The 24,401-nt window shown below is 50.0% G+C and carries 15 protein-coding genes; 5 read left to right on the top strand and 10 right to left on the bottom strand.

Annotated features, from left to right (window positions below; translation table 11 throughout):
• Positions 1-82 precede the first annotated feature (82 nt).
• Genes GA565_RS11740 through GA565_RS11730 form a run of 3 tightly spaced genes read right to left on the bottom strand, consistent with a single transcriptional unit; the run spans position 83 to position 3,310 of the window.
• Positions 83-382: a YdbL family protein gene (locus GA565_RS11740; protein ID WP_304621436.1), complete on the bottom strand. Its 300-nt coding sequence runs from the start codon at positions 380-382 to the stop codon at positions 83-85.
• A 49-nt stretch (positions 383-431) separates the two neighbouring features.
• Positions 432-626: a YnbE family lipoprotein gene (locus tag GA565_RS11735; protein ID WP_055771522.1), complete on the bottom strand. Its 195-nt coding sequence runs from the start codon at positions 624-626 to the stop codon at positions 432-434.
• Entirely contained in the window at positions 623-3,310 is a 2,688-nt protein-coding gene (locus tag GA565_RS11730; protein WP_152198588.1) for a YdbH family protein, read from the bottom strand. Before GA565_RS11730 ends, GA565_RS11735 begins: the two co-directional genes overlap by 4 nt.
• 145 nt (positions 3,311-3,455) lie before the next feature.
• Here GA565_RS11730 and GA565_RS11725 point away from each other — a divergent pair, with 145 nt between their 5' ends.
• Entirely contained in the window at positions 3,456-4,448 is a 993-nt protein-coding gene (locus tag GA565_RS11725) for a 2-hydroxyacid dehydrogenase (protein ID WP_152198587.1), read from the top strand.
• Between the two features lie 40 nt (positions 4,449-4,488).
• Positions 4,489-4,917: an META domain-containing protein gene (locus GA565_RS11720; RefSeq protein WP_152198586.1), complete on the top strand. Its 429-nt coding sequence runs from the start codon at positions 4,489-4,491 to the stop codon at positions 4,915-4,917.
• A 5-nt stretch (positions 4,918-4,922) separates the two neighbouring features.
• Here GA565_RS11720 and GA565_RS11715 read toward each other — a convergent pair whose 3' ends face one another.
• Positions 4,923-5,201 (bottom strand): DUF333 domain-containing protein, encoded by a 279-nt coding sequence (locus GA565_RS11715; RefSeq protein WP_055771505.1) that lies wholly within the window; start codon positions 5,199-5,201, stop codon positions 4,923-4,925.
• A 246-nt stretch (positions 5,202-5,447) separates the two neighbouring features.
• Between GA565_RS11715 and GA565_RS11710 the strand changes: the two genes are divergently transcribed.
• Positions 5,448-6,104 carry an MgtC/SapB family protein gene (locus GA565_RS11710; RefSeq protein ID WP_055771503.1) on the top strand — a complete coding sequence of 219 codons (657 nt, stop codon included), beginning with the start codon at positions 5,448-5,450 and terminating at the stop codon, positions 6,102-6,104.
• Between the two features lie 199 nt (positions 6,105-6,303).
• Here the strand turns inward: GA565_RS11710 and GA565_RS11705 are convergent, their stop codons facing one another.
• Positions 6,304-7,629, bottom strand: coding sequence for an alginate lyase family protein (locus GA565_RS11705; protein ID WP_152198585.1), 1,326 nt, complete (start codon positions 7,627-7,629; stop codon positions 6,304-6,306).
• Positions 7,630-7,926: 297 nt separating this feature from the next.
• Between GA565_RS11705 and ttcA the strand changes: the two genes are divergently transcribed.
• Positions 7,927-8,853 (top strand): tRNA 2-thiocytidine(32) synthetase TtcA, encoded by a 927-nt coding sequence (gene ttcA, locus GA565_RS11700; protein ID WP_055771497.1) that lies wholly within the window; start codon positions 7,927-7,929, stop codon positions 8,851-8,853.
• Between the two features lie 91 nt (positions 8,854-8,944).
• On the opposite strand, the gene GA565_RS11695 is transcribed toward ttcA, so the two are convergent.
• The 5 genes from GA565_RS11695 to GA565_RS11675 form a co-directional block, all read right to left on the bottom strand.
• Entirely contained in the window at positions 8,945-10,543 is a 1,599-nt protein-coding gene (locus GA565_RS11695) for an ABC transporter ATP-binding protein (RefSeq protein WP_152198584.1), read from the bottom strand.
• Positions 10,536-11,354 carry an ABC transporter permease gene (locus GA565_RS11690; protein ID WP_152198583.1) on the bottom strand — a complete coding sequence of 273 codons (819 nt, stop codon included), beginning with the start codon at positions 11,352-11,354 and terminating at the stop codon, positions 10,536-10,538. Before GA565_RS11690 ends, GA565_RS11695 begins: the two co-directional genes overlap by 8 nt.
• 23 nt (positions 11,355-11,377) lie before the next feature.
• Positions 11,378-12,367 (bottom strand): ABC transporter permease, encoded by a 990-nt coding sequence (locus GA565_RS11685; protein ID WP_055771489.1) that lies wholly within the window; start codon positions 12,365-12,367, stop codon positions 11,378-11,380.
• 28 nt (positions 12,368-12,395) lie between these two features.
• Complete coding sequence (locus GA565_RS11680) at positions 12,396-13,940, bottom strand: ABC transporter substrate-binding protein (RefSeq protein ID WP_193311981.1); 1,545 nt, start codon at positions 13,938-13,940, stop codon at positions 12,396-12,398.
• A gap of 98 nt (positions 13,941-14,038) precedes the next feature.
• The gene (locus tag GA565_RS11675; RefSeq protein WP_152198582.1) at positions 14,039-14,947 is read right to left on the bottom strand and encodes a homocysteine S-methyltransferase family protein; all 909 of its coding nucleotides are present in this window, start codon (positions 14,945-14,947) and stop codon (positions 14,039-14,041) included.
• A 196-nt stretch (positions 14,948-15,143) separates the two neighbouring features.
• On the opposite strand from GA565_RS11675, the gene GA565_RS11670 reads away from it, so the two are divergent.
• Positions 15,144-24,398: a hypothetical protein gene (locus GA565_RS11670; protein ID WP_152198581.1), complete on the top strand. Its 9,255-nt coding sequence runs from the start codon at positions 15,144-15,146 to the stop codon at positions 24,396-24,398.
• Positions 24,399-24,401 lie beyond the last annotated feature (3 nt).

The following is a 24,401-nucleotide window of genomic DNA, read 5'->3' as shown; positions in this document are numbered from 1 at the left end:
GTAATTACCTTTAGAATCGTCATGTGTGCCGACAGTGTTGTAGTAAATGTTGCGCGCTCAATAGAGCGCGCTTTTTTTTGGGCTATTTTTGCAACCACTGCCCGTTAATGCCGCGTACATACTCACCCTGCGCGGCTCGCGACACCAATTTTTGCCCGGCAAGCTTGGCCACATCGGCGGTGCTAACCTGGTTATTTCTCGCCACGTCCTGGTACTGCTGTTCACGCGCCTGATTAATGCGTTTAATTAACGCCAACGTTTCAGCATCCTGTTTGACCGGCGCCAGATACCCGCTCAACGTCTCACCCACGCGGCCCTGCTGTTTGGCCTGTTCGAGGGTTAGTGCCAATGCGGAACTGCAAAACAGCCAGCCGCACAGCATAATGGTCAATGCCAAAGCTTTACCTTTTAACAATTTCATCGCCGCATCCTTAAAAGAGATCGCCTTTGTTTTTCAACAAGTCTTCGACGTCTTTATCCACTTTGATATGAATCTCATGCTCAATTTTGACATTCATATTGATCGTAATCGGCGCCGTGGGCGTCGCTATTTCGATACGCGGCACGCAGCCGCTGAGCATCAGTGACAGGCTCAATGCCGTGATACAGGCCGGTATAGGATTCATTGTTCCTTCCTCAATTCATTATCCTTGTTAGCAGAAGCCGACGATGGTGAAGCAGAAAGCTGCTGCTGCAGCCATTCCTGTAAATTGTCGCCGAAGCGCAGACTGCGCCACAGCTGATAGATATTTTCCTGATGGGTATAGTTGAGATGAATTTCGCGCTGCTTGCCCTCAGTATTGTTAACCCCGAAAATTTGCGCCGCCATCGTTAATTCCCCCAGATTATCCAGGCTGACTTTGGCATACGAGCGGTGAATTTCAAGGTACTGAAGCAGCTGGATAACCAAACGGTTAGCCACGTTGTCACCGGCCATCGCCGCGGCGAACTGCGGGTCTAATCGCAGCGTCAGACCCCCGTCGTTGGCAATCCAGCCGTCATGAATCAACCATTTCGGGTTGTCAACATACAGCGGAAGTTCACCGTTGACGCGGCCAGACATCGCCATCTGCTTGGGTTTCAAGGCGGTAAACAGCGCACTGAGGTCTATTTTTTGCAGCTTTAACACCGCGGGGTCGTGCTGCGGCAAGCGCAGTGCAGACAGGCTGATGTGTCCGAGCAGCGCGTCCATGCCAACGTGTGTCAGGCGCAGTGGCGAGGCCTCGGTCCAGGGATAGCTGCCCTGCAACTCGGCAGTGATATTTTGCATCTGGAACAGGTTATTCAACTCACCAATACGCAGGCTGACCGGCGACTTGGTGCCAAACTGCCACTTTTGATTTTTCAGTCGGTAGGACAGCGAGAAATCCAGGCCGCTCAAATCGCCGTCCTTTAACCACATGCTGCCATTTTTAACCACCCAGTGGCCCCCGGCGACAAATCCCTGTCCACGCGCGGCGGAAAACGCCGACTGTGCATAGAAACTGCCACCGCGCAGTTTGATATTCAGGTCTGGCGACAACAGGCTTTGAAAGGCAGTTAAATCCTGTTTTGGCCACCATCCCTGTCCACGCAGTCGTTCACCGTCCCAACGTCCGTTCAACTTGATAGGGCCAATCGGCAGTGCTTCAAGCTGGCCGTTAAGCGTAATATTCATCGGGTTGTCGCCTTTAAACGCCAGGCTAAGCTCGGCCGGAGGCAGGTAGCCGCCATTTTCGAGTGAAATTTTTTGCGCTACAAGCCTTATCGCACCGTTGAAATCAGGCACCAAGGCTGGCTGAGAATGTTCATAACGAGCAGGCACGGGCCGCTGCCAAATGAGCGGCTGGGTCAACGTTAACCGTGGTGCATCGACGTTAACCAGCCCGTAGCTCAGGCGATTAAAACCGGCAGACAGCTGAGTCAACGTCATCAGCGTGTCATGCCAACTGCCCTTACCCGCCACGTCCCAGCGCCCGTTAAGCGGCGGTAACTGCCCATTGCCCCAGTAGTTAAAATCCCACGCGCCTTTATCGGGCCAAAAGTCCTGAGCCTTCCCGTTGAGATGCAGCTGGAACGGCCCCCAATAAGCATCACTGACTCGTACAATTGCCTGCAACGGCCCACTTACCCCCTGCGCACTGAGCTTAATACCCGCCAGCGGCCAGCGCGCATCCTGCAGGCTCAGCGTCGGGGTCGGTTTCCCCCACGCGCGTAACAGTGCGCCGCTGTGCAGCGCAATTACTGGGTTGAGCACCGACCCGTTGAGCGTACCTGGGAAGGATGCGCTCAGAGAAATTTGCGGCAGATTGGCCTGTCCGGTTAGTTGAAAGGCAATATCGCTGTCGAGCAGTCCGACCCTGCCGGGACCGAGGGTCAGAACGGCGTTGCCCTTACCATTGTGCCCCTGAGTTAGCACGTTGAGGCGTCCGCTCAACGTCGTTTGGTCAAGTTTGTCGCTCCAGTTGTTCAGCGTCAGGTTCAGTCCACCGGAAAGCGGCTGCGCGGCATACGGCCAACGCCACTGCCCTTGTAAAATTTGAATTTGTTTGTCGCCAAGCTGCCACGGCAGGTTGATCAGCGGCTGGGATTGCCCCTGTTCTGTCAGGCTGAGCTGCCCGCTCTTTTCCTGCCAGTTCAGGCTGATCTCAATCGGATGCGGCACCAGCGCAGTGTGCACTTCACCGCGCAGCTCGCCCTCGGCGGGAAGCGTATCGAGCGCAGCGGGCAGCATTAATTTACCCGCCAGCTGCAGCGGTTCGTCACCGCCGGGCGGCATCAGGCTCAGTGTATCAATGACCAGCCATTGCTGATTATCCAACGCAGCATCAAAATTCAGTGCCTTACCTTTATAGTGCAACGTCTGCGTTTTACCGTCGTTGATGACCTGCAAGTCACCGGCATACTGCTGCCACGGCGTCACGTTCAGGTTGGCGATATGCAGCTGGCCGAACGGCAACTGTTTTTGAATATCGGCCAGAGAAAGTGCGCCACTGCCCTCACTGGCAGGGAGTTTACTCAGACAGGCGGTGTCGATATTCAAGGCATCGAGCTGGAGATCCCAGCCGGTCGACGGCTTATTCAGGCGAACATTTTGAGCATCGGCAAGCAGGCAATCTTGCGCCAAATAGCGTACGCCAGGCAGAATAAGTTCGCCATCAGACCAACTTGGCGAGGAAGAAAAACTAAGCTGAGTCCCCGGCGGTAGCCAATGTTTGGCGACGGCAGGAAGCCACTGTGGCAGCGTTTTCCATAGCGTAATCAACAGCAACACGAGCACCATCGCCACCGTTAGCAGTGTCAGCAGAAGATGTTTAAGTCCTTTCCTCATGAAATATCCTGATATTTTTATAACATCAGCAAGATAGCATAAAAATAACGTTACAATTGGCTACCCTTTGTTTGCGAGGGTGCCCAGTGCTATTTTTAAGCGGCGCTTCTCGTTAATGGACAACTCACTTGTCGGAGTACAGAGCATGAAACTGGCCGTATACAGTACCAAGAATTATGACCGCAAATACTTTGAGCTGGTCAATCAGCAGTATGGATTTGAGCTGATATTTTTTGATTTTATGCTGGGTCAGGCGACGGCAAAAACGGCCGCTGGATGCGACGCAGTGTGTATTTTTGTTAACGACGACGGCAGCCGTGAAGTACTTACCGAGCTTGCGGCGCTGGGGATAAAAACGCTCGCACTGCGCTGTGCCGGATTTAACAACGTCGACCTCGCCGCCGCTAAAGAGTTGGGCATTGATGTAGTTCGCGTACCGGCCTACTCTCCCGAGGCGGTCGCTGAACATGCTGTCGGCCTAATGCTGTGCCTGAATCGCCATATTCACCGCGCGTACCAACGTACCCGCGAGGCGAACTTTTCGCTTGAGGGGTTAACCGGTTTTAATATGCACCAGCGCACTGTTGGGATCATCGGCACAGGCAAAATCGGCGTCGCCGCGATGCGTATCCTCAAAGGCTTTGGCATGCGTATTTTAGCCTTCGATCCTTATCCCAGCCCGCTGGCTCTTGAGTTAGGTGCCGAGTACGTCGACTTAGACACCCTGTATGCACAGTCGGACATTATTTCACTGCACTGTCCGCTGACCACCGAGAATCATCACCTGCTGAACCAGAAGTCCTTTAACAAAATGAAAGACGGGGTGATGATTATTAACACCAGTCGCGGTGCCTTGCTCGACGCCAGTGCCGCTATTGAGGCCCTCAAGCAGCAGAAAATTGGCGCACTCGGCATGGACGTCTACGAAAACGAACGCGACCTGTTCTTTGAAGACAAGTCTAACGAGGTTGTGCTCGACGACGTCTTCCGCCGCTTATCTTCCTGCCACAACGTGCTGTTTACCGGTCATCAGGCTTTCCTGACCAGTGAGGCGTTAACCAGTATTTCTCAGACCACGCTTGCGAATCTTGATAAGCTTTCCAAAGGCGAAGCTTGCCCAAACATCGTCAAGGCGTAAGATAAGAGGCAAATCAATGGAATGTTCTTCAGGAGAGAAGATGAAAAAAATAACTATGCTAGGCACCCTGCTGGCCGCCGTTGCCATCAGCGGTTGTAGCGCCCAGTCGGCCGAATTGACGGCAAAAGATCTGCAACACCATCGCTTCGAGCTGTTAACACTCGACGGTACGCCGGTTATCGCCCAGCACGGCGGTAAACCGTCTATCGAATTTGGCGAGAAAATGCATGTATCCGGCGCGATGTGTAATCGCTTTATGGGTCAGGGCCAACTCGAGAATGAGTTGTTGACCGTCAAGCAGCTGGCGTCAACGCAAATGATGTGCTCCGACCCCCTGCTTAATAAAGGTGACCAACTGATAGGCGCGATGCTGCAAAAAGGGGTTAACGTCAGCCTGCAGTCAAATCAACTAACATTGACCGAAGGCCCGCACGTGCTGGTGTATCGCGCCAAAGAGTGGGTGAACTAAACGCTTTAGCTACAGGTGCCACTCATCACGGCAGACTCCGCGCATCGGCGTCCGTTAGTCATTTGGCACATACCCACCGAACTGCCGTCGAGTTGACGGGCAAGCTGAAGGCTGCCGCCGGCCAGAGAACAGGCTGCGGCAGCAGGACCGCCCGCGTTCAGGTTACGATGGGCAATGTTGAAGCTATTACCCTGCTGTGGAACTTCTGCAGTTTCTTTATTGCTGCTGCATGCAGCTAAAATCAACGTGGCGCCAGCCAGTAAAAATCGTAACGCAGATCTCATCAACCCTGCTCCCGGATGATTATTTCTATAATTTAAACGAATGTCATCATAGCCGAGCTTTTCTGCTAACGTCGAGTGCTGAAAAGAAGTAAATAGCCACTTTTCTTAAAAATTTATATCCAGAAACAGATTTTTTCTCTTTGTTATTTATTCTGCTCATAAAATACCCAGCAATTAACCCGAAATTCTTATTAAGTCACAGAAAATGCGGGTCGGCGATGGAATAATAAAAAGGGAGGAAATACTATGCTTACAGATTTTTTAATGCGTATTGCGCTGGCAGGCGTGCTTGGCGGATTCATCGGCATTGAGCGCCAACTGCGCGCTAAAGAGGCCGGGCTCCGTACTCACATATTGGTGGGCATCGGCAGCGCGATGTTTATGATTGTCTCGAAATACGGTTTTGACGATATTCTGAGTCAGACTCACGTCAGTTTTGACCCCAGTCGCGTGGCGGCTCAGGTGGTTAGCGGCATGGGTTTTCTCGGCGCCGGGACTATTATCATCCAGAAGCAGGTGGTCAAAGGTCTAACAACTGCCGCCGGACTTTGGGTAACCGCGGCTATCGGCTTAGTCATTGGTAGCGGTTTGTATGAGATTGGCGTTTACGGTGCATTTTTAACGCTAATTGTTCTTGAGGTGTTTCGCCAAATCAGCAATCGCCTTATCGGCCATCATCACTTGATTGAAATTCGACTGAAACCCCAAAGCGTGCCGCTGGTATTAATTGCGCTGCAAAAAATGCGTATTCGGCCAGGACATATTAAAGTTAGTCAAAAAGACGATGACGACACCAAATGCGACCTGGTCATGGACGTCGTACTGTCTCCGCGCCAAAAAATAGAGACATTATATGAAGCAATAATGTCGGTTGACGGAATTAAGCGCGTCGACGTGAATTAAGCCATAACTCACACCAATCAAAAAGAAAAGCATCATAAACAGCTCGAAGCCGCGATTGTCAGTATGGAAAACGAAACACCGACTGTCCTTTCTGTTTTCATGCCACCGGACTGGTCCGATACTCGGCTGCTGTAGCCGCATTGACTTCAGCGATGAAATAAATATATTGGGCAACCTATCGGCTGCCCTTAGTCACTGATTATTCAGCCCACAAGGGCAGCGAGGTTAACCAGGTTTCTCTCTGCGCCTCAATTGTTGCTCCACGTGTCGCGTCTTTATGAGGCTTCGGTTGCGTCTCTTTATTCCCTGCCTTGCCGTCGTTAGTCTGTGTGTCAGTAAATAGATAGTGAGCAGAGCGGATCTGCTGCTGATATCGGTTCTGTCCGGTACCATTATCCGCCCATGAAAGCAGAGGCACCACGCGCACACCAATCTGGTCAAGGCTCTTGTAAGGCCATGGTTTTGTCCCACTAACGAACTGCGCCATAAAATCTAATGATTTCAGCACCCCGCCGCCGTTGGCCGTGTGATAATTCCACAGGTCCTGCCCGTTTTCCTTTGCCACCGTTGCCAGCAGGCTGACAGCCTGCAGATTGAAATAGCTGTAGTGAAAAGAACGGGTTCGCGCCAGCTCAAGCGGCTGTGTTCCGTCAGGTTTAAGCTGAGTTTCAAGCTTACTCTCAGTCAGCGCCACCATTTTTTTGATAAGGTCTGGCTTGTTGAGATACCAGGCGATGCCTGCAACCTGCGTTGCATACCAGTTGCCGTGGTTATTCTTGGCTTTACTCTCTTTAATCGCCAGCGGGCTGGTGTGCAGCCACTGCAGATACTGCTGCATCCACTGGTGCATGGCTTCGTCGTCATGAGCCGACCATGCAGCATTACCGCGCAGCATCAGCAATGAATCGACGATGCGGGTGGAAAAATAGCGCCCGTCGAGCACTCCGTCGTGCCTCCCTGATGTCATTCCCGGCACGCCCTGCGCATAGTTCAGATTAGGGTTCATGCGCGTAGTGGGGTCAATAAACCAGGCGCGCAGCAGGCTGGCGGCTTTATCAGCATAGCGTTGCTGCCCGGAAAAATACCAGGCCAGCGTGAGGTCCTGCACTCTTGCGGTGAAAGTGGCCAGTCGTACACCATCACTTAGATTATTTTTGCTCGCCGGATTGACTTGACCATCGCGTCTGACCCACGGCAGCCCATTGGCCTTATCAGCGTCTGCCCACCAGTAAGCGCTGAGACTAAGATAGTCATGCTTGCTGCCACTTGGCGGCGTCATGCCCTTATCCATCACGCTGAGGCTAGGCTGTTTAAGCGCTGAATCAGCTGAGGCAATTAGCCTTTTATAAGCCTCCTGGGTTGGCTCCGTCGCCTTACCCTGCTCTAGCAACTGCTTTACCTGCTGCAGCTGATTGGCTTGCATAAACGCCAACGCATTTGGGCCAGCCTCGTTCGCCAACGCTGAGCCAGTGCCGAACAACGCTAAACATGTCACTACGATTTTAGCTTTCTTAAAATGATCCATTGCCCGCCCTTTTTACCGATTGGCCATTTCACCGATGAGAATCTCTCATCAATCATGACGATGCAGTATTTTTAACCATTCCGCCAATCTTGGGGAACGAGATGTAATCTTAGAGTGATGATAATAAAGGTAACGAAACGTTAAAAGCACAACCGTCTTACCCAGTAAAACGTGTTGGCTTTCGCCCGCGTAATCCGTAACATACACGCCATTCAACTGTATGCTGGACTTTGTGGGCGGGCGTCACTCCTCCCTAGCCGCAACGGTGCCCCTTTTTAGATTTTGAGCGTCGAATTAATGTTTGAAAAACAAGAGATTACCAAAAAAGATCAGGTCAACCTGAACAAGCTGCAAAAGCGTCTGCGTCGTGATGTCGGCAAAGCCATTGCAGACTTTGGCATGATTGAAGAAGGCGACCGCATTATGGTCTGCCTGTCCGGTGGCAAAGACAGCTACACCATGCTGGAAATTTTGCGCAATTTACAGCAGAGCGCGCCGGTCAACTTCTCGCTGATTGCCGTCAATCTTGATCAAAAACAGCCTGGTTTCCCGGCTCACATTCTGCCGGAATATCTTGAGAAGCAAGGTGTTGAGTACAAGATTGTTGAAGAGAACACCTACGCCATCGTTAAAGACAAGATCCCCGAAGGCAAAACGACCTGTTCACTCTGCTCTCGCCTGCGTCGCGGAATTTTATATCGTACCGCTACCGAGCTGGGCTGTACTAAAATTGCGCTGGGCCACCACCGCGATGATATCCTGCAAACGCTGTTTCTGAACATGTTCTACGGCGGCAAGCTGAAAGGGATGCCTCCTAAGCTGATGAGCGACGACGGTAAACACATCGTTATTCGTCCGCTGGCCTACTGCCGTGAAAAAGACATCGAACGTTTTGCCATTGCCCGTGAATACCCGATTATTCCTTGCAACCTTTGCGGCTCGCAGCCCAATCTGCAGCGTCAGGTAATTGGCGATATGCTCAAGGACTGGGACAAACGCTACCCTGGCCGTATCGAAACCATGTTCAGCGCGATGCAAAACGTGGTGCCTTCACATTTGAATGACACCCACTTGTTCGACTTCAAGGCGATTCACCACGGCGGTGAAGTGATTGACGGCGGCGACCTGGCTTTTGACCGAGAAGATATCCCCTTACAGCCGGTGGGCTGGCAGGCTGAAGACGATATGGTTGTTGAACGTCTGGATGTCGTACAGATAAAATAACGGTCCAGAACGGTCAAGCCAGCTTAAAAGTCAAAAAATAACGCGCCGAAAACGCCATGTTCCGGCGCGTTTTTTATTACCTGTGAGTTCCCTAAGCGGTCTGCTCCTGGAGCCAACCGATGCGCATCTCTGGCACTGAGCGCAACAGTTCGCGGGTGTAATTGTCCAGCGGTTCTGCCAGTGTGGTAAACACTGAACCGTTGCGAACTATCTCCCCTTTAAACAGCACGGCCACTTCATCAGCCACTTCGCGCACCACCTGTAAATCGTGAGTGATAAACAGGTAAGATATCCCCGTTTGCTCCTGAATCTGCCGCAGCAGCGCCAACACGTCGCGTGCCACAAGCGGGTCCAGCGCCGAGGTGGGTTCGTCACAAATAATCAGTTTTGGCTCAGCGGCCAACGCCCGTGCGATGCAAACACGCTGTTTTTGCCCGCCGGAAAGCGCAGCCGGGTAACGCGCTGCAAGTTCACTATTAAGCCCTACCTGTGCCAGTAGCTCTGCCACGCGCGCCTCACGCTGTTTACGATTGAGTGAGGTAAAACATTCCAGCACGCGGGAAATCTGCCTGCCGATCATCTCTTTTGGATTCAGCGCGGTATCAGGAATTTGATGGATAAGCTGAATATCTCGCAGTTGTTGCCGAGTGCGGGATTTTAGACCAGCAGCCAACGGCTGATTAGCGAGGCTCACGCTGCCGTTTTGCGGGACATGCAGGCCGCAAATGACCTTGCCCAACGTTGATTTCCCCGATCCTGATTCACCAATTACCGCCAGCGTTCTGCCGCGAGGAAGTGACAGTGTGACATTTTTCAAGACTGGCTGATGATGATATCTCGCACTGATATTGTCGATACGCAGCAGTTCAGGCTGATTCATCGGCATCGGCTCGCGATGTTCGCCCTGCGCATTGAGCAGGCGTCGTGTATAGTCCTCAGCCGGTGAGATCAACAGTTGACGGGTCGGTGCATGCTCAACGGTTTTACCATGCTGTAACACCATAATGCGGTCACTGATTTGTGCCACCACCGCCAGGTCGTGAGAAATGTAAATCGCCGCCACGCCGGAAATACGAATCACCTCAGCTATCGCCTTGAGCACGCCGAGCTGGGTCGTAACGTCTAGCGCGGTGGTAGGTTCATCAAAAATAAGCAGTTCAGGACCCGCACACAGCGCCATGGCAATCATCGCGCGTTGGAGCTGACCGCCAGACACCTGATGCGGATAACGCTGATAAAACTGTGCCGGGTCCGGCAGCCCTAACTGGCTAAAAAGCTCAATCGCTTTGGCCTGCGCCTGCTGACGCGGCAAAATGCGGTGCTTGAGAGTGGCCTCAATGACCTGCTCACCGAGGGTAATAGCCGGATTAAACGCTGCCCCTGCAGACTGGGCAACGTAGGCAATTTTTCTGCCGCGAATCGTCCTCAGCTGTCGCGGCGACTGACGATTCAGGTCGGTATCTTTAAACTGAATTTTGCCGGACTCAATGCGCATACCGTCGCGACAGTGTCCGAGTATGGCTAAACCGATGGTCGATTTGCCGGCACCGGACTCGCCAATCAGGCCCAACACTTCTCCCGCCCGCAGCTCGAAGGAGACATTATCGACCAATCTACGCTTCACCTTATCGGCTGACACCACCACTAACTGCTCAACGCTCAGCAGCGGAGTCTGTTTAGCATCAGCCATGGTGGCCTCCCCAGGAGCGTGATGTACCGCTCATTAGCCAGTCGGCGACTGCGTTAATCGCCAACGCCAGGACTGCAATTGCACCACCAGGAACCAGCGCGGCCCAGACGCCAAACAGAATGCCGTCTTTGTTATCACGCGCCAATCCGCCCCAGTCTGCCGTCGGCGGCTGAATACCCAGCCCGAGGAAAGAGAGCGCTGAGAGGAACAGCAAAATAAAGATAAAACGCAGGCCAAACTCGGCAATTAGCGTTTGCAGGGCATTAGGTAAAATCACCCGCCAAAGGATCCAAACGAGGCTTTCACCGCGCAATCTGGCGACGTCGACAAACTCCATCACGCCAATATCCACCGCCAGCGCACGCGCCACCCGCAGCACGCGAGTCGACTCCAGCAGGCCTAACACCAGCGTCAGCGTTAGAATAGTTTTCGGCAATACGGCCAACACGATCAGCGCAAAAATCAGCGTCGGGATAGCCATCACAATATCGTTGATGCGCGAAATGGTCTGATCCAGCCAGCCGCCGCTGACACCGGCGATAAAACCGAGCGTGCAGCCGACAGCAAAGGCCAACAGGGCGGCAAGTGCCGTCACGCCAAGTGACACTCGCGTGCCCCAAATCATGCGCGACAGCAGGTCGCGTCCCAAATTGTCGGTGCCGAGACGCAGCGTCGCGTCCGGTGCCTGCCAGGCCATACCGATGACTTTATCTGGCGCATAGGGCGCCAGCCAGGGAGCAAAAAGAGCAATTAGTACAAACAGAGTCAGCCCTGTCAGTCCTAAAATTGCCGTGGGTTTTAATGCGGGCATCTAAACAATTCCTTGAGCAGCGCTTAACGGCTGTGGCGTAGACGCGGGTTGGCGACCAGCGCCAGTACGTCGGCCAGAAGATTCAGCAAAATATAAATTCCCGCCAGCAGCAGCGCACAGTCCTGCATCACAGGAATATCGCGCTTGCTGATGCTGTCGACCATATACTGCCCCAAGCCGGGATAGACAAATACGTTTTCAACGATAACCACGCCAACCATTAAATAGGCCAGATTGATGGCAACCACATTGATAATCGGCCCCAGCGCGTTGGGTAATACGTGACGCCAGAGAATACGCGCCGGCGTTAATCCCTTAAGCAACGCAGTGTCAACGTAGGCAGCGCTTTGAGCGGCGATGAGTGCTGCGCGGGTCATGTTGCTCATGTGTCCAACAATCGCCAGCACCAGCGTGGCGCACGGCAGCGCAATCGCTGAAAGTCTGGCCGACAACGACATCGAGTCAGACAGCGTGCTGTTGCTCGGCGCCCATGCCAACGTAATGGCGAAGATAAGAATCAGCAGGTAACCGGAGAAGAACTCAGGCAGCGCCACGGCCGCGCGCGCCACGCCGTTAAGTAGGGTATCGATGATCCCACCCTGATAGCGCACTGACAAAAAACCTATCGCCAGCGCCAGCGGCACGGCAATCACCGCGGTACATCCGGCTAGAAATAGCGTATTCCCGAGGCGGGTAAACAGCGGTCCAGCAATGGCCTGACGGCTGGTGTAACTGATGCCAAAATCACCGTGCAGAATGCCCGCCAACCAGCTTAGGTAGCGACCGACGGCAGGCTTGTCTAGCCCCAGTTGAAGGTTGAGTTCGCGGATGGCATCCGGCGTCGCGGTTTGTCCGAGAATGGCAGTAGCGGCATTGCCCGGCAACAGCTGTACGCCAATAAATATCAGCACCGACACGGCCAGCACCATCAGCAAGCCGTAGCATAGACGCAGTGCAACCAAGCGCAGCAAAGATGAACGGCCCGAAGGCCGTTGCGCAGAAAGTTCCGACATGACTTTTACCTACTCTCTATCCCGCGTATTAGCTTTCAATCCAGACTTTCTCTGCCGCACGGTTGCCGCTTAATGGCATGCCGGGAATAGAGGTAAAGCCTTTAATCTTAGTCGAGCAGCCGTCCAGCGCATCGGCGTAAAGCGGGATAACTTCACTGCCCTGGTCCACCAGCATCACCTGAATATCATGATAAATTTGCTTGCGTCTGGCTTCGTCTGCCTCGCCGCGAGCAGCTTTCACCATTGCGTCAAAGGCTGGCACGTGCCAGGCAGACTCGTTCCACGAAGACTGACTGGTGAACACCAGCGACAGCATGGCGTCGGCGGTTGGGCGGCTAGCCCAGTTGGAAGAAACGAACACTTTCTTCTGCCAGGTATCATTCCAGAAGGCATCGTCCGGCACGTGATCCACCTTGATATCGATACCGGCCTTCGCCGCCGACTGTTGATACAGCTGCGCCGCATCGACCGATCCGGGAAAGCCTGCATCGGCGACTGAAAGCGTTAATGGACCGCTAAAGCCTGATTTTTTCCAATGGAAACGCGCCTGATCCGGGTCATAGGGGCGCTGTGGAATGTCGGCGGCGAAATAACGATTCGACGGGAAGAAGGGATTATCATTGGCCACGCTGGCAAAGCCGCCGAGCACGGTATCAATAATCTGCTTGCGGTCAATGGCGTATTTCAGTGCCAAACGGCCATCAACATTGTCGAAAGGCGCAATATTAGACAGGCCGGGGAAGGTGTAAATCGCGCTGTCTTTCGCACGTACCAGTTGAATGTTTGGCATGTGCTGAATGCGGCCTACGATACGCGGATTAACGCGGTTAATCAGCTGCGCCGAACCACTGACCAATGCTGCAACGCGTGCGGTTGAATCGTTCATGGCCAGCGTTTCAACCGAATCAACGTGCCCGCGCGCACTGTTCCAGTGGTTTGGATTGCGCTTGGTCAGAGTGGTTACGCCCGGCTGGAACTTCTCAAGAATAAACGCACCGGTGCCGATGCCTTTATCAAAACTTTCATTTTCGGCGGTGATGACAAAGTGCACTGCACTCAATAGCCAGACGAATTCAACGTCTGGCGAGTTCAGCTTAATGGTGACTTCATGGTCTCCGCTAGCCGTAATTGACTCAACTGGCTCGAGATAGCCTTTAACGGGCGAGGTCGACTTTTCACCGCGGTGGTGGTTGAGCGAATAAACCACGTCTTTCGCACCCAGTGCGCGTCCGTCGTGAAACTGTACGCCCTGACGAATTTTCAACACCCAGGTTTTACTGTTATCGGCGGATGACCAGGACTCGGCCAACGAAGGCGCCAGCGCGGCCTTCTCATCAATTTCGACCAAGCTGTTAAAAATCTGCGAGCCGACAAAATACATATAGGTTTCAAACCAGAATGCCGGATCAAGGCGGTCAGTGCTGGAGGCATTATCAACGCCGACAACCAGATGACCGCCTTTTTTAGGCACAGCAGCTTGCTCTGCAAAGGCGTTTGAAAACGGCCACAGTGAGCCCGTTGCCGCAGCAACAGAGATTGCTCCTGCGCTTTTGATAAACGAACGACGATCTATCATGAATGTTTCCCTTAGCGAGGAGTGACCCTCTCTATTCCGCTGTTTCAAAAATGCCTTAAAACTGCCAGTGAAAAGACAAAAATACTTTTTGGATATTATTGTTTTGCGCCAAGCGCCTGAGCCAGTGCCGCAATGTGCTCAGGGCCTATACCGCAGCAGCCGCCAACCATCGTGGCACCCGCGGTTACCCACTCTTCAGCAAAGCTCAAATAGCCCTGTGGGTCAGTATCTTTACGCATCTCGCTCAGACCTTCGTTGGCCCCGCGTTTGTTATCAGATGGCTCAAAGGCGTTGGCATAGACGCCAATTTCGAGGTGAGCCTGGTGGTGTTTCGCCACGCGGCTCGCCTCTTGCACCGCACTGGCCATGACTTCTGGGCGGCTGCAGTTGAACAACACCGCTTTGGCGTCTAATCGCAACACCGCGTTCACCGCGTCTGTAATCGATTCACCAGAACGCAACAGTGCAGCGCCCTGCTCGTTCAGGCTGTCTTCAAGTGTAAACGACAGCCACAGCGGACGTTTGTCGTCGCCCAATGCTTCACGCACTAGCTCAACTTCCGCCACCGAGCTTTGCGTTTCCGCCAACCAATAATCAACGTGTGGACTGAGTTGAGCCACCAGCACGTCGAGAAGTCCACGCGCCTTAACGGGTTCAAACAGGTCTGGACGATAGGAGCCGAGCACCGGTGGCAGTGAACCTGCAACCTTAACCGCTGAGGGGGCGGCGTCCGCGGCTTCTCGCGCCAGTTTCCCTGACAGGGCAATGAGTTGTGCACCGCGTTGTGCAAACACCTCGTCGCTGACGTGAAACGGCACGACGGCATAGCTGTTGGTGCTAATAACCTGCGAACCGGCAGCAATAAAGGCATCGTGCGCCTGCCGAACAAAGTGCGGCGCCTCCATCAATGCTAGTGCAGACCACTCTGGCTGACGAAACGGTGCACCCATTCGGGCAAGTTCACGGCCCATGCCGCCATCCAGTATCACAATGTTATTATTCATTTTTAGCAGTATTACCCTAAGCCGTTAGGATTTGTTTAATATTGGACACTCTACAAAACGAACGTATGGATGTCTAGATATCTTTATGGATGAAAAGAGTAAGGCCTGGGAGGGGATGCGCGGTATCTGCAAAAGCATTAACACTTAGTTTGCTAAAGTAAATTCTTTGATAAATCTATGGGTTATAAGTCAATAAATGATTATAGAAAACAATGTGCGCCAGATGACGGTCGTCGCCAGTGGCCATACTTCACACCCAAGCCCTGCTATCTCATCAACCTCTTTCGTTGACAGCGTTGAAAAAATTGCCAATCAAAACATTGAAGTCGCCTCTCTTTATAATGAGGAGGAGGATTATTACGACGCTTGCGATTCGCAGCCCTGGAGCCCTCGCCCCATTGAGCCGCACGCCCCTTTGTTATCCAGCTCGGTTTTACATACCCTTGGGCAATCAATTAAGCAGGCTATAGGCTATCAGTTACAGCAACTGAGTCGGACAGAGGCTGCCAACAACCTACTGCATACGATTCATCCTGAATTGAGTAAGCTGCTGGCCGCCGCGCTATTTTGTGGGCAACGAGGCGCTGATATTGTCTATCAGGCCGGAATAACGGGCAGCCTGACGTTATTGAGTGCTCTCGTTTATAAAGCCGTGGGCGCGACGACCCTGGCGGTGACTCTTACCAGTCTTCCCCCGCTGCTTCTGACCTGGCTTGAGGCCAACAACGTATCGTTGACGCAACGCGTTATTGCTACGCTGAACACTTTGGCCTTTACCGGCCTTAAAATCTGCGCCTGTGAAAATTTGCAACAACCGGAATTACTGGTGAGCCTGCATCTTCAGGTTATTATCCCGATTAAGCAGCTTTTAACATGCAGTGACCTGGTTGAAACTGTGACAATGGGCATGACGTTGATGCTGGGTGGGTATACCGCGTTGCGTCTCTCCGGCCTTCTGCTCGAGAACTCAGTTAAACCGAACACCCTTACGCACGGGATAAAAATAATACAAAGCATCTGCTCACTGTCAGAAGTCAGTGAGCATTACGCTCAAAACAAACAGGTTTGGTTGAAGAACTGGTTTCTACGTCATCACAGTAGTCCTTTCAGTGAGTCGAGAGCTGAAAAAGCGCTTGAGAGAGCCGTGAACCATGCTATTACGCCGAGGCTGCGTGCCACTTTGAGTGCAGAATCTCATTATCTACATTATCAGAATATTGAAAAAAAGATGTTATTGGGGGAACTCACGCCGTGGCTGGGAAAGCGAAATATGCCTGCAGTTAGCCACTCAACGTCAGAGACGCCCATGAATTCGATGAGTGAACTCGCCGCGTCTTCCCCGTTATTGATTGGCTCTGCCGCATTAGCGGCAACCTCTGTCAGTAAAGACTGGCGGGGAGTCAAAGTTAGCCTCTTTGGAGGGGCCGCATTACTCACCACCTTAACCTACTTGGCTAAAGTGGGTTGGCAGCCGTCTACCGAAGATGAGTTAGCAACTTCGCGCCTTCCGCGTCAGGCTGAGAAAAGTGTCGCTGTAAATATGCCTACAAATATTTGTTTGCGAGCGTTAAATACCACTAAAAATTTCCTTGGCTCTGACAAAACGGGAGCTCCGCTGGCAATTCAACTCTTCAATACTCTGTTTGATGACAAGGGTGATCTTCAATTCGCTCAGGCTGAACGATTCCTTTATGTCGGAAATATCACGGAATTTACCAGTGTCGATAGTCATAAAATGAACCAGCACTTGCTGGATACTCTGTCGATACTTCTGGGACCAGGCATCTCTCAACAAGTCTGGAGTATTAATCGTCTGATATATCGTGTCGGTATTGAAGCCAAGGAAATCTGGCTAAACAATTCAGAGGGATTAACAGGGACCACGATAAAAAAGACACTGCAAACCTTGCGTATTTCCGTGGCCAGATATTATATCGAATTAGGGATTGCCGATACATCAAAGCTTATCAAAATCACAAATTTTATACTTTCTCAAATTGTTCCTGAAGCGCTGTTGCTTGAAAGAAATGGGAAAGAAGATGAACTTTTACACTCTAAAAATTTATACTATTGCATGAATTTCGTTGAAAAAAAACTCGCCAAGGACTCCCCTATACAGAATAAAGATTTCAGCCAGGCACTCATCGAAGGTCGTATAGATGAATTTATTATATCGAGATTTAATTGCTATCCACATCTTAGTCCTGTCTCTGACAAAGAAGCTTCTCTGGAAGCCATTCACAAAAAAATTAATAAAGATTTTTACGAATATCACGAATACGATCTCAAACTTGAAAGCCTACCTGCGATAACACTCGATGATGTCATACAATCAGAATACTCCGACATTGATATATTTTTACCGCAAAATTTCGACACCCATGCATTAATAGTCAATAACCAGGGCACATACGATAGAAATATTAGAATACTGAGGAAATGTAAAAGCTTTCGTGATGTCATTCGTAGTTTTGAAGATGGATTAACGGTGGTATTTAATTTATTGCCAGAAAAAATTCCGATAACGTTACGCCACTACCTTCATACCGACAACGCCATTCAAAAAAGCTTTACACTTAAGCCCCACAGCAAACTTACCACTTTAAATTTAATGTATGACAATGCGAATAAACAGATGATCGCCAGCGCCTGTGAGTTATATAATGACGTGATTTCCAGAGCTATCGCCCTGCTTACCGAGGAGGAGCTTACATTTTTCAACAATCCCCACAGTCTTTTTTACTCGGTCGGTGTAGAGGTCAAGCGTTTTAAATTACTACGCTACATGCTAATGCCAAAAGGGTTGAAGATTCATCCTCCAGTCCTTAAAAAGATTACCTATAATACTCGACCTTATCAGCAGATGGGCAAGGTTTTCTTTGTCTATAATAACCATACAGATGAGAGACGCTACTACGCCATAAATATCGAAGCAAGCCGTAATCATCAACGACAACTCCCCATTTTCAGGCTGCCGATAAATCAAACAAAAGACATTATTCGATTATCCTATAAAACTCTGGATGAGAATTATATTTTCCATGATGACCAAACGTTTTTTGAACCCTGTAAAGAGGCTCAACAACCGACAACAACGTTGTACAGTTCATGGGATAAAACCTGGGATTATTTCTCTGAACGCTACCAGTTTTACAAAAATAGACTCTGTAAGGATTTTAAAAACCCTATTGATATCATTGTGAAATTTGAAGAAAATCTGCTTACTGAAAATAATATAAGCTCTGTCATTGCATTAAAAAAAGAACTCATTCGCGACAGAAAAGAGTTGCTTACTTATATACAAAAAAGAAATCATGTCGCCCACTTCACTGATGCGGAACGCAGCAATGTTAAAGGTAGTTTAAAACAACTTATTGAAACACTCCCATTTTATAGCTGCTATGAACTTTATCGGGATATATTTTCAACCCAAGAGGACATTACCCCTCCCTCAATGGGTCTGCCACTGTTTCAGGCTGCCATTTGCGCCGCTGATTTCTATCTAGGATACAATATTAGAAATTCAATGACGACACTTATCCAGTCTTATCGACAACATCATCTAAAGTCATGGTTAAAAAAAAGCGAACTGGTTTTATTCAGGAAAAACTTAAATGCGGCTTATACACAGCCACACTCAAGCCACATGCGATATCCACCCGAGTTTACTGAACAACTCATTGCACAGGAAAAACAGCTAGAATTACTTACTACACAAATAAGTGACCTGCGAGGTAAAATAAAATCCTCCGCTGCCAGTTTACTCTCAACGCCTATTTTTGTTGCTTTCCCTTATCTTACGCTACGGCCTGAAAATAATATGCTTTCGTTTTTCAGACCATGGGGTTTTAATATGGCAAAAATGAGCGTAAAGAAATTATACCTTCACAATAAAATCGAAAACACTTCGTCGCCGTATGCTACGCGAAGCGGGACGACAATAAAACCGAAACAAAAAAATTCGCTCTCTGGGTTTGATAATGTTACCTGCAACGTGGAGAATAACAAAGCCTATAACGTTATCCATAATATATTTGATGTGAAAAATCAGGATCCTGTGCTGTATCGAAAGCTATTTTTCAAAGCATTGCAAAGGGCCTCTCCCACAGCCATTATTTCCAAAGCTGAAAAAGAAGGTTGGTTGGTGGCTGAAAATTACGATCGGCTATCAATGTTTTGCTTCATATCCCTCACGGTCCCCATACGAAGCTACACTCATCAAATTTTATCTCAAGGTGAATTTTACTTTACCGAGAATGGTATTACGCCAGAAAACAATGGAAAACCCCTTAGTGAAGCGGTACTTCTTAAATATTATAAAAATCGAATCGCAAACCCTCGCGCCATGCTTAAAGACACCCTATTAACGGCTGAGCAAAACGCACTTATTGATCAGAGTATAAGTCTAATTAAATTCGCCTTACGCGATAATATTCAAGCGGTAGAATCAACTTATATTTTTATGGTTCATCATATTCTGATGACGAAAAGCTCAAGTTTATTACATTATTCGCAATACAGTCATCGAGATCATAATGGGCAACATGTTGCTAGAATTGAGAAATTTTTATCTTATGAGCTGGATAAATTCACAATTTTTGGTCTTCATCGTTCTCTTTTACAGCAACAGTTTCATATCGCGGTAATTAAAAAAGTCTCGTTTTACATTAAACAAATAACCGAAAATAAACCTGCCTACATCACGCTTTTCAGTCCAACTATAGAGATATTTAATGAAGGGATAAGAAATCATAGCCTCTACGGCGCAGAACGGATGCCAACACACGCAAGCTATACCCAAAATTATCTTCAAGTTACTGATATGATCGCTACGGTTTATGCGTCTTTTGCCCGTATTGAATATACCGCCAAAGCATTAGCTACATTTCCTTGTGAAGAATGGAGTTTACCCCCGGCACAAAATGCCTGGATGGCTGCGCTACAGCCGCGGCTGTTTGCAGATATGCATTATCAAAACCTGCAAGCCTTTTTACTCAATGTGACTCAAAAACTCAGCAACGCGTGGCAAAAAAGACGCATTATTCTGCCAGAAAAAATAGTGATGGACGACGTGGTCAATGCGCAATTTATTGAAGATGTAACAGCTGCCATGATTGAAAGCTGTCACCTGCATCAAGAATTACTTTTTTGCCATGTTTATCAGCAGGATAATGGCTATTGGTTTACTTTTTTAAATAACGATTTTATGTATAGCGCCTCTCAGCGAGTGAAACGCCAAACTCCTCCCTCTCGCCTACTCTATCCATTGGCTTGCATCGAGGAAGATACCCTTAATTTCTCAGAAATAAAGCCCTTGCTTCAATACTTCGCGGCATCATCCTCGGCCCCCTTGCATGAAAGGCTCTACGCTGCATGGTTCGACCTGGCAACAGTGCCCCAGCAAACACCTTTGTTGGACGTGGCGATATTAATTAACAACCTGATTGATGAGAATGGCAGCATCATCGACTATCAATTAATCGCTCTGCAACACCTCGTTCCAGAAAAGATAAAAATTGATAAAAGTATGCTGTTGCAACTGTTGTGTCATGCACTACAGCAGGCCCATCCTGCAAGTTTACCGCTATTTGACTTTATTTTTAATCACCTGCAGACATCGTTCTCTCTGGACTCACCGCGGCTCAGCGAACTGTTTAATGTGAATTTTGTGAAGGGGCAAATAAAAGATATTGTCACCCTTTATTCGTTCAAAATGAAAGACAAAAGCGAGAAAAATCATCACGCTTTAAGCAGATTGACTGCGGCCGTAGTTAATCATTTGCTCTCTTTCGCGCCCCTGCTGGCTGCCGTTGAGCCGCTGTTAAGTGAAGCGCCGTTGCTAAGTCTCTCTTCTCAATGGCTATGTCTGGGTGCCATCATTGCCCAGCGCTTAGGAATTACCGCAGCTTATCCCGAAGTTTTGCTGCAACTTTCGCGTAACGCGCTGCAGGACGCAGGCATTATCCCGGCTAATTCCCTCGCGATTCAGCAAATCGCCTTATTAAATCCGTCCCATACTATCGACACCACCCATCACTATTCGGCAAGTGCGCTGCAAACCCTGGCGGCAAGCGTGCAAAATGTAGCAGAGATGCAAATTCCTCTCTTGGCGTGCGTGAGGGTAAATCAGCGTCTGGTTAACAGCCTCAGTCAACTGCTTTTTACTCCCAAAGGGGAGCCACAGTGGCAGCAATTGAAAGACTTACTGAAAAACAACCTGCAGGCGCAGCGCCAATTGCTCACTACGGCATTTTCAATACTGCCGCCCGTCCAGCTCAATGATTTTATTCTGGCAGCCTCGCAAAAAGGGATAGAGGTTACCTGGTATCAGGAAGCGAGTGGCAATGGGCAAAGGGGCAAAACGGCAGCGATCGCCTTCAGACTGCCTGAAAGTGGCAAGAGTTTGCTTCTGCCGCTGGGAAATCCTCAGTTCGTACCGCTGATTTTTAGACAAATGCCAACTCATACAGATAATCTCACCCTGTCACGACTCTGTTTTGGCATGGCTGATGTTGAACGCCATTTTCTTCAACCGCTCACCTTAACCCTATACCTCTCCGCGCACGCCACCCAAATTAATAACGGCAGCCTCTCCATGCCGCTTTTTGATCTGCTTCAGACAGAGGTTGACGATAAATTATCCACGCTTACCCGGTCTATCAATGAGGCAGATTTTGCTGAGCAAAAGCGTCAATTTGAGGACTGGCTGGCGCAGCGATTTTTCTTCTTCGCTCTCAGTGATGACGCCCAATATTTGCAAATTTCCCGGCAGTCACAACATTTGGCGAGTCTGTCCGAACATCCTGATGTTGTGCAATGGCAGCAGCGCCCGGCGGCTCAATCAGTCGTCGCATTCAATCAAGCTGTCAGTCGAGTGATGGGAAATGAGACTCAGTGGCCTGAAATTGCCACTCTTTTGCGCGAAACGTTGCCAGCGGCGGGTGGAGTCTCATTGCTGGATTTGCCAGTAACAGGCTTCATCGGTTTTTGGTGGGACCCACTGACCCATTTTGGCTATCTCGGCTGGCAGGTGGCCGATCGTCGTGTTCTGTTTGCCAGCATGGCCGACAATCGTGAGAAATTTTATCCACTGCCGGACAGTCCAGCCTATGAGTCAATCTGGCAAGCCCTGGATAACTTTAATGGACTTGAGCAAGAATTGCATATTCTCCAGCAGGGTAAAATATCCCTGAATGACTTTTTTGACCGCTCTATTGCGCTGGCTTGGCAACTACACTGTGTGAAGATGGACGCCCTCCTTTTACCGGCCAGGGCCGTTAAACACCCGTCTCTGCCGGGCGTTTTTACTGAAGCGTCTGCGCCCACGACTCACGTCTATTTTTGCCCCGGAACTCAAAACAAAACCCTGCCAATGACGCTACATAGCACGCCAGAGGGGGAGTGTCGTCTGGATTTTCAGCCACACGATCGCCACGTTTCGTCGGACCAGCATTTTTCTCTAAAAATACGTTTACCTGCCGCTGCAGTTGAAATGAGTCAATGGAAATGGCTGGCGCGTAATGCATGGCGTCTTATTTCAGGCACTCAGGCCAAACGTTTTATTGCTGCAGGGAATTTTTCTGTCAGCTCTTATCTGCAACAGATTAGGCCGCGGGATGTGAGTAATAAAATGGTGCCTTCACCTCGCGTTTTGCAAAGAAACGACGGGAGTGTAGTTTTTATTTTTGCCGAAGATAATTTTAAACGGGTCGGCTATCGGGTGATGGACGCACAAGGGATTTTGCAAATTTCACCCACGGTTCCTGCAGACTGGCCACAGGATGTCATCGCTTCTGGCACCCTGTCACCGGCACAGGGATTTGATATCACTGTCGTTAACTTTATCGTTAGGCAGCAGGCACTCGCACAACCCCAGTTTTTTCCGCTGCTGCTGCACAACTCGCTGGATAATTTATCACTGGAGACTAGCCAGACGCCGTTAAGGCACTGGCAGGCGCGCCTGAACAATAATACTCAAACGATGATCGGCTCAGACAGTCTGCTACCCTATCGCTTTGAGCTAAGCGATTCGGCAGAGTTTGAGCTAGCGCATCTTCGCCAGCATTTTAGGGGAATGGGACAGGAATTTTATGCCGTCGTAGAGGCTCAAACACAGAACGTGCTGCACGTTGAAGCCAGTTTGTGGAATATTTTTAACTGGCGTGAGGCTAATCTTTACCACCCTGAAGAAAGTTCTGCCGCCGCCAGCGTTTTGAAGCTTAAGCAATTAGTGTTTGAACAAATGGTGATAATCATAGAAAAGGATCATCATCAGGGTGAGCAGTATCAAAACCTTCTGAACTGGATTGTATTGGCGAAAGGCTACATCAGGCGCTCAATCAGTGTCTTACAATCTCTTACGGCCATCCCCCCTTCTCGACACTCGGCCCTGCCCCCGTTATTGCCACGACGACTTTTAGAGCAGCATCGACAGGCTGAAAATTATTTTTTCAGCCACTATGGTGAGCAGCCTCACTCCACCACTGACGATTTTAACTCTGCCTGGCAATATCTAGATGATGAAGAGCATACAGAAGCGCTTCAAGTGGACTGGCAGCAGGCATTAGATACGTTAAAGCTATTGGCGAGCGGTGTGCCAGAAGATAACGAGCTGATTAATCGCCTACTCACACTTCCCGAAAATACTCGGCACAACCACGGAGTGTGTCAGCATTTAGTGGTGTGGCAGTCAGCTCTTGAGAACTCGTTAGCCTATTGGAAAAATGCTCATTTTTCAGAAAGTCTTCACCTGTTACGCCCCGCAGTATCGATGCAGGACCTGCCGTTAATGTCTATTAACAATGCCTGGCCAGTGCAACTGATACTTTCAGCCGGTTTGAAAGATTTCAGCGCAGGGTCGAGCGACATGGCGGAAAAACGCTTCGCCGCCGCACAACCGCTGAGCATTGAGCAAAACGATGATTTGCTGCAGGTAAACGCCGGGCCAGAACGCGGCACGCATTCGCAAACTCATCCGGCGGGCGTAGCCGGATCGCCTAAAACCGCGCTGGAATTTTCAACACGGGTAAAGCATAGACTTTCCAGCCCCTATGCACTTGCTGAACTCACAGACTCGGCATTTTTGCTCCGATTACAGACGCGAATCAGGACCGTTATGATCAATGAGGTTGATACCTGGCAAGAGCAGGAGCGCGTATTTTATCAGTCAACGGATGTTGAAAAATTTATGCAACAGCGTGAATTTGAGCTAGTCGATAAGAAGCAGCACGCGGCTTTCTTTAGACATCTGTTTGCCAGCGAACAGTTGATGATTCGTTTGATCATGCATGACCCAGAGATGCTGTTTGGCCTGCTGTGTGACGTACACATTGATCAACTTAACGCGCTCAGCCAGCAGGATATATTGAAAGCCTGGTTTCTGTATCTGCACATTTTTGACCATCCGCTTGCTGCTCAATCGAATGTTCAGCTTTATCTGGTCGGCGTGTAATAG

The organism is Rouxiella sp. S1S-2 (assembly GCF_009208105.1).
Lineage (GTDB): Bacteria > Pseudomonadota > Gammaproteobacteria > Enterobacterales > Enterobacteriaceae > Rouxiella.
This window is presented reverse-complemented; position numbering and strand designations above follow the sequence as displayed.

What these genes read in the sequence shown, in the direction of transcription:
- GA565_RS11740 (WP_304621436.1), bottom strand. Translation starts at nt 382, where the DNA reads ATGCTGTGCGGCTGGCTGTTTTGCAGTTCCGCATTGGCACTAACCCTC.
- GA565_RS11735 (WP_055771522.1), bottom strand. Translation starts at nt 626, where the DNA reads ATGAATCCTATACCGGCCTGTATCACGGCATTGAGCCTGTCACTGATG.
- GA565_RS11730 (WP_152198588.1), bottom strand. Translation starts at nt 3,310, where the DNA reads ATGAGGAAAGGACTTAAACATCTTCTGCTGACACTGCTAACGGTGGCG.
- GA565_RS11725 (WP_152198587.1), top strand. Translation starts at nt 3,456, where the DNA reads ATGAAACTGGCCGTATACAGTACCAAGAATTATGACCGCAAATACTTT.
- GA565_RS11720 (WP_152198586.1), top strand. Translation starts at nt 4,489, where the DNA reads ATGAAAAAAATAACTATGCTAGGCACCCTGCTGGCCGCCGTTGCCATC.
- GA565_RS11715 (WP_055771505.1), bottom strand. Translation starts at nt 5,201, where the DNA reads ATGAGATCTGCGTTACGATTTTTACTGGCTGGCGCCACGTTGATTTTA.
- GA565_RS11710 (WP_055771503.1), top strand. Translation starts at nt 5,448, where the DNA reads ATGCTTACAGATTTTTTAATGCGTATTGCGCTGGCAGGCGTGCTTGGC.
- GA565_RS11705 (WP_152198585.1), bottom strand. Translation starts at nt 7,629, where the DNA reads ATGGATCATTTTAAGAAAGCTAAAATCGTAGTGACATGTTTAGCGTTG.
- ttcA (WP_055771497.1), top strand. Translation starts at nt 7,927, where the DNA reads ATGTTTGAAAAACAAGAGATTACCAAAAAAGATCAGGTCAACCTGAAC.
- GA565_RS11695 (WP_152198584.1), bottom strand. Translation starts at nt 10,543, where the DNA reads ATGGCTGATGCTAAACAGACTCCGCTGCTGAGCGTTGAGCAGTTAGTG.
- GA565_RS11690 (WP_152198583.1), bottom strand. Translation starts at nt 11,354, where the DNA reads ATGCCCGCATTAAAACCCACGGCAATTTTAGGACTGACAGGGCTGACT.
- GA565_RS11685 (WP_055771489.1), bottom strand. Translation starts at nt 12,367, where the DNA reads ATGTCGGAACTTTCTGCGCAACGGCCTTCGGGCCGTTCATCTTTGCTG.
- GA565_RS11675 (WP_152198582.1), bottom strand. Translation starts at nt 14,947, where the DNA reads ATGAATAATAACATTGTGATACTGGATGGCGGCATGGGCCGTGAACTT.
- GA565_RS11670 (WP_152198581.1), top strand. Translation starts at nt 15,144, where the DNA reads ATGATTATAGAAAACAATGTGCGCCAGATGACGGTCGTCGCCAGTGGC.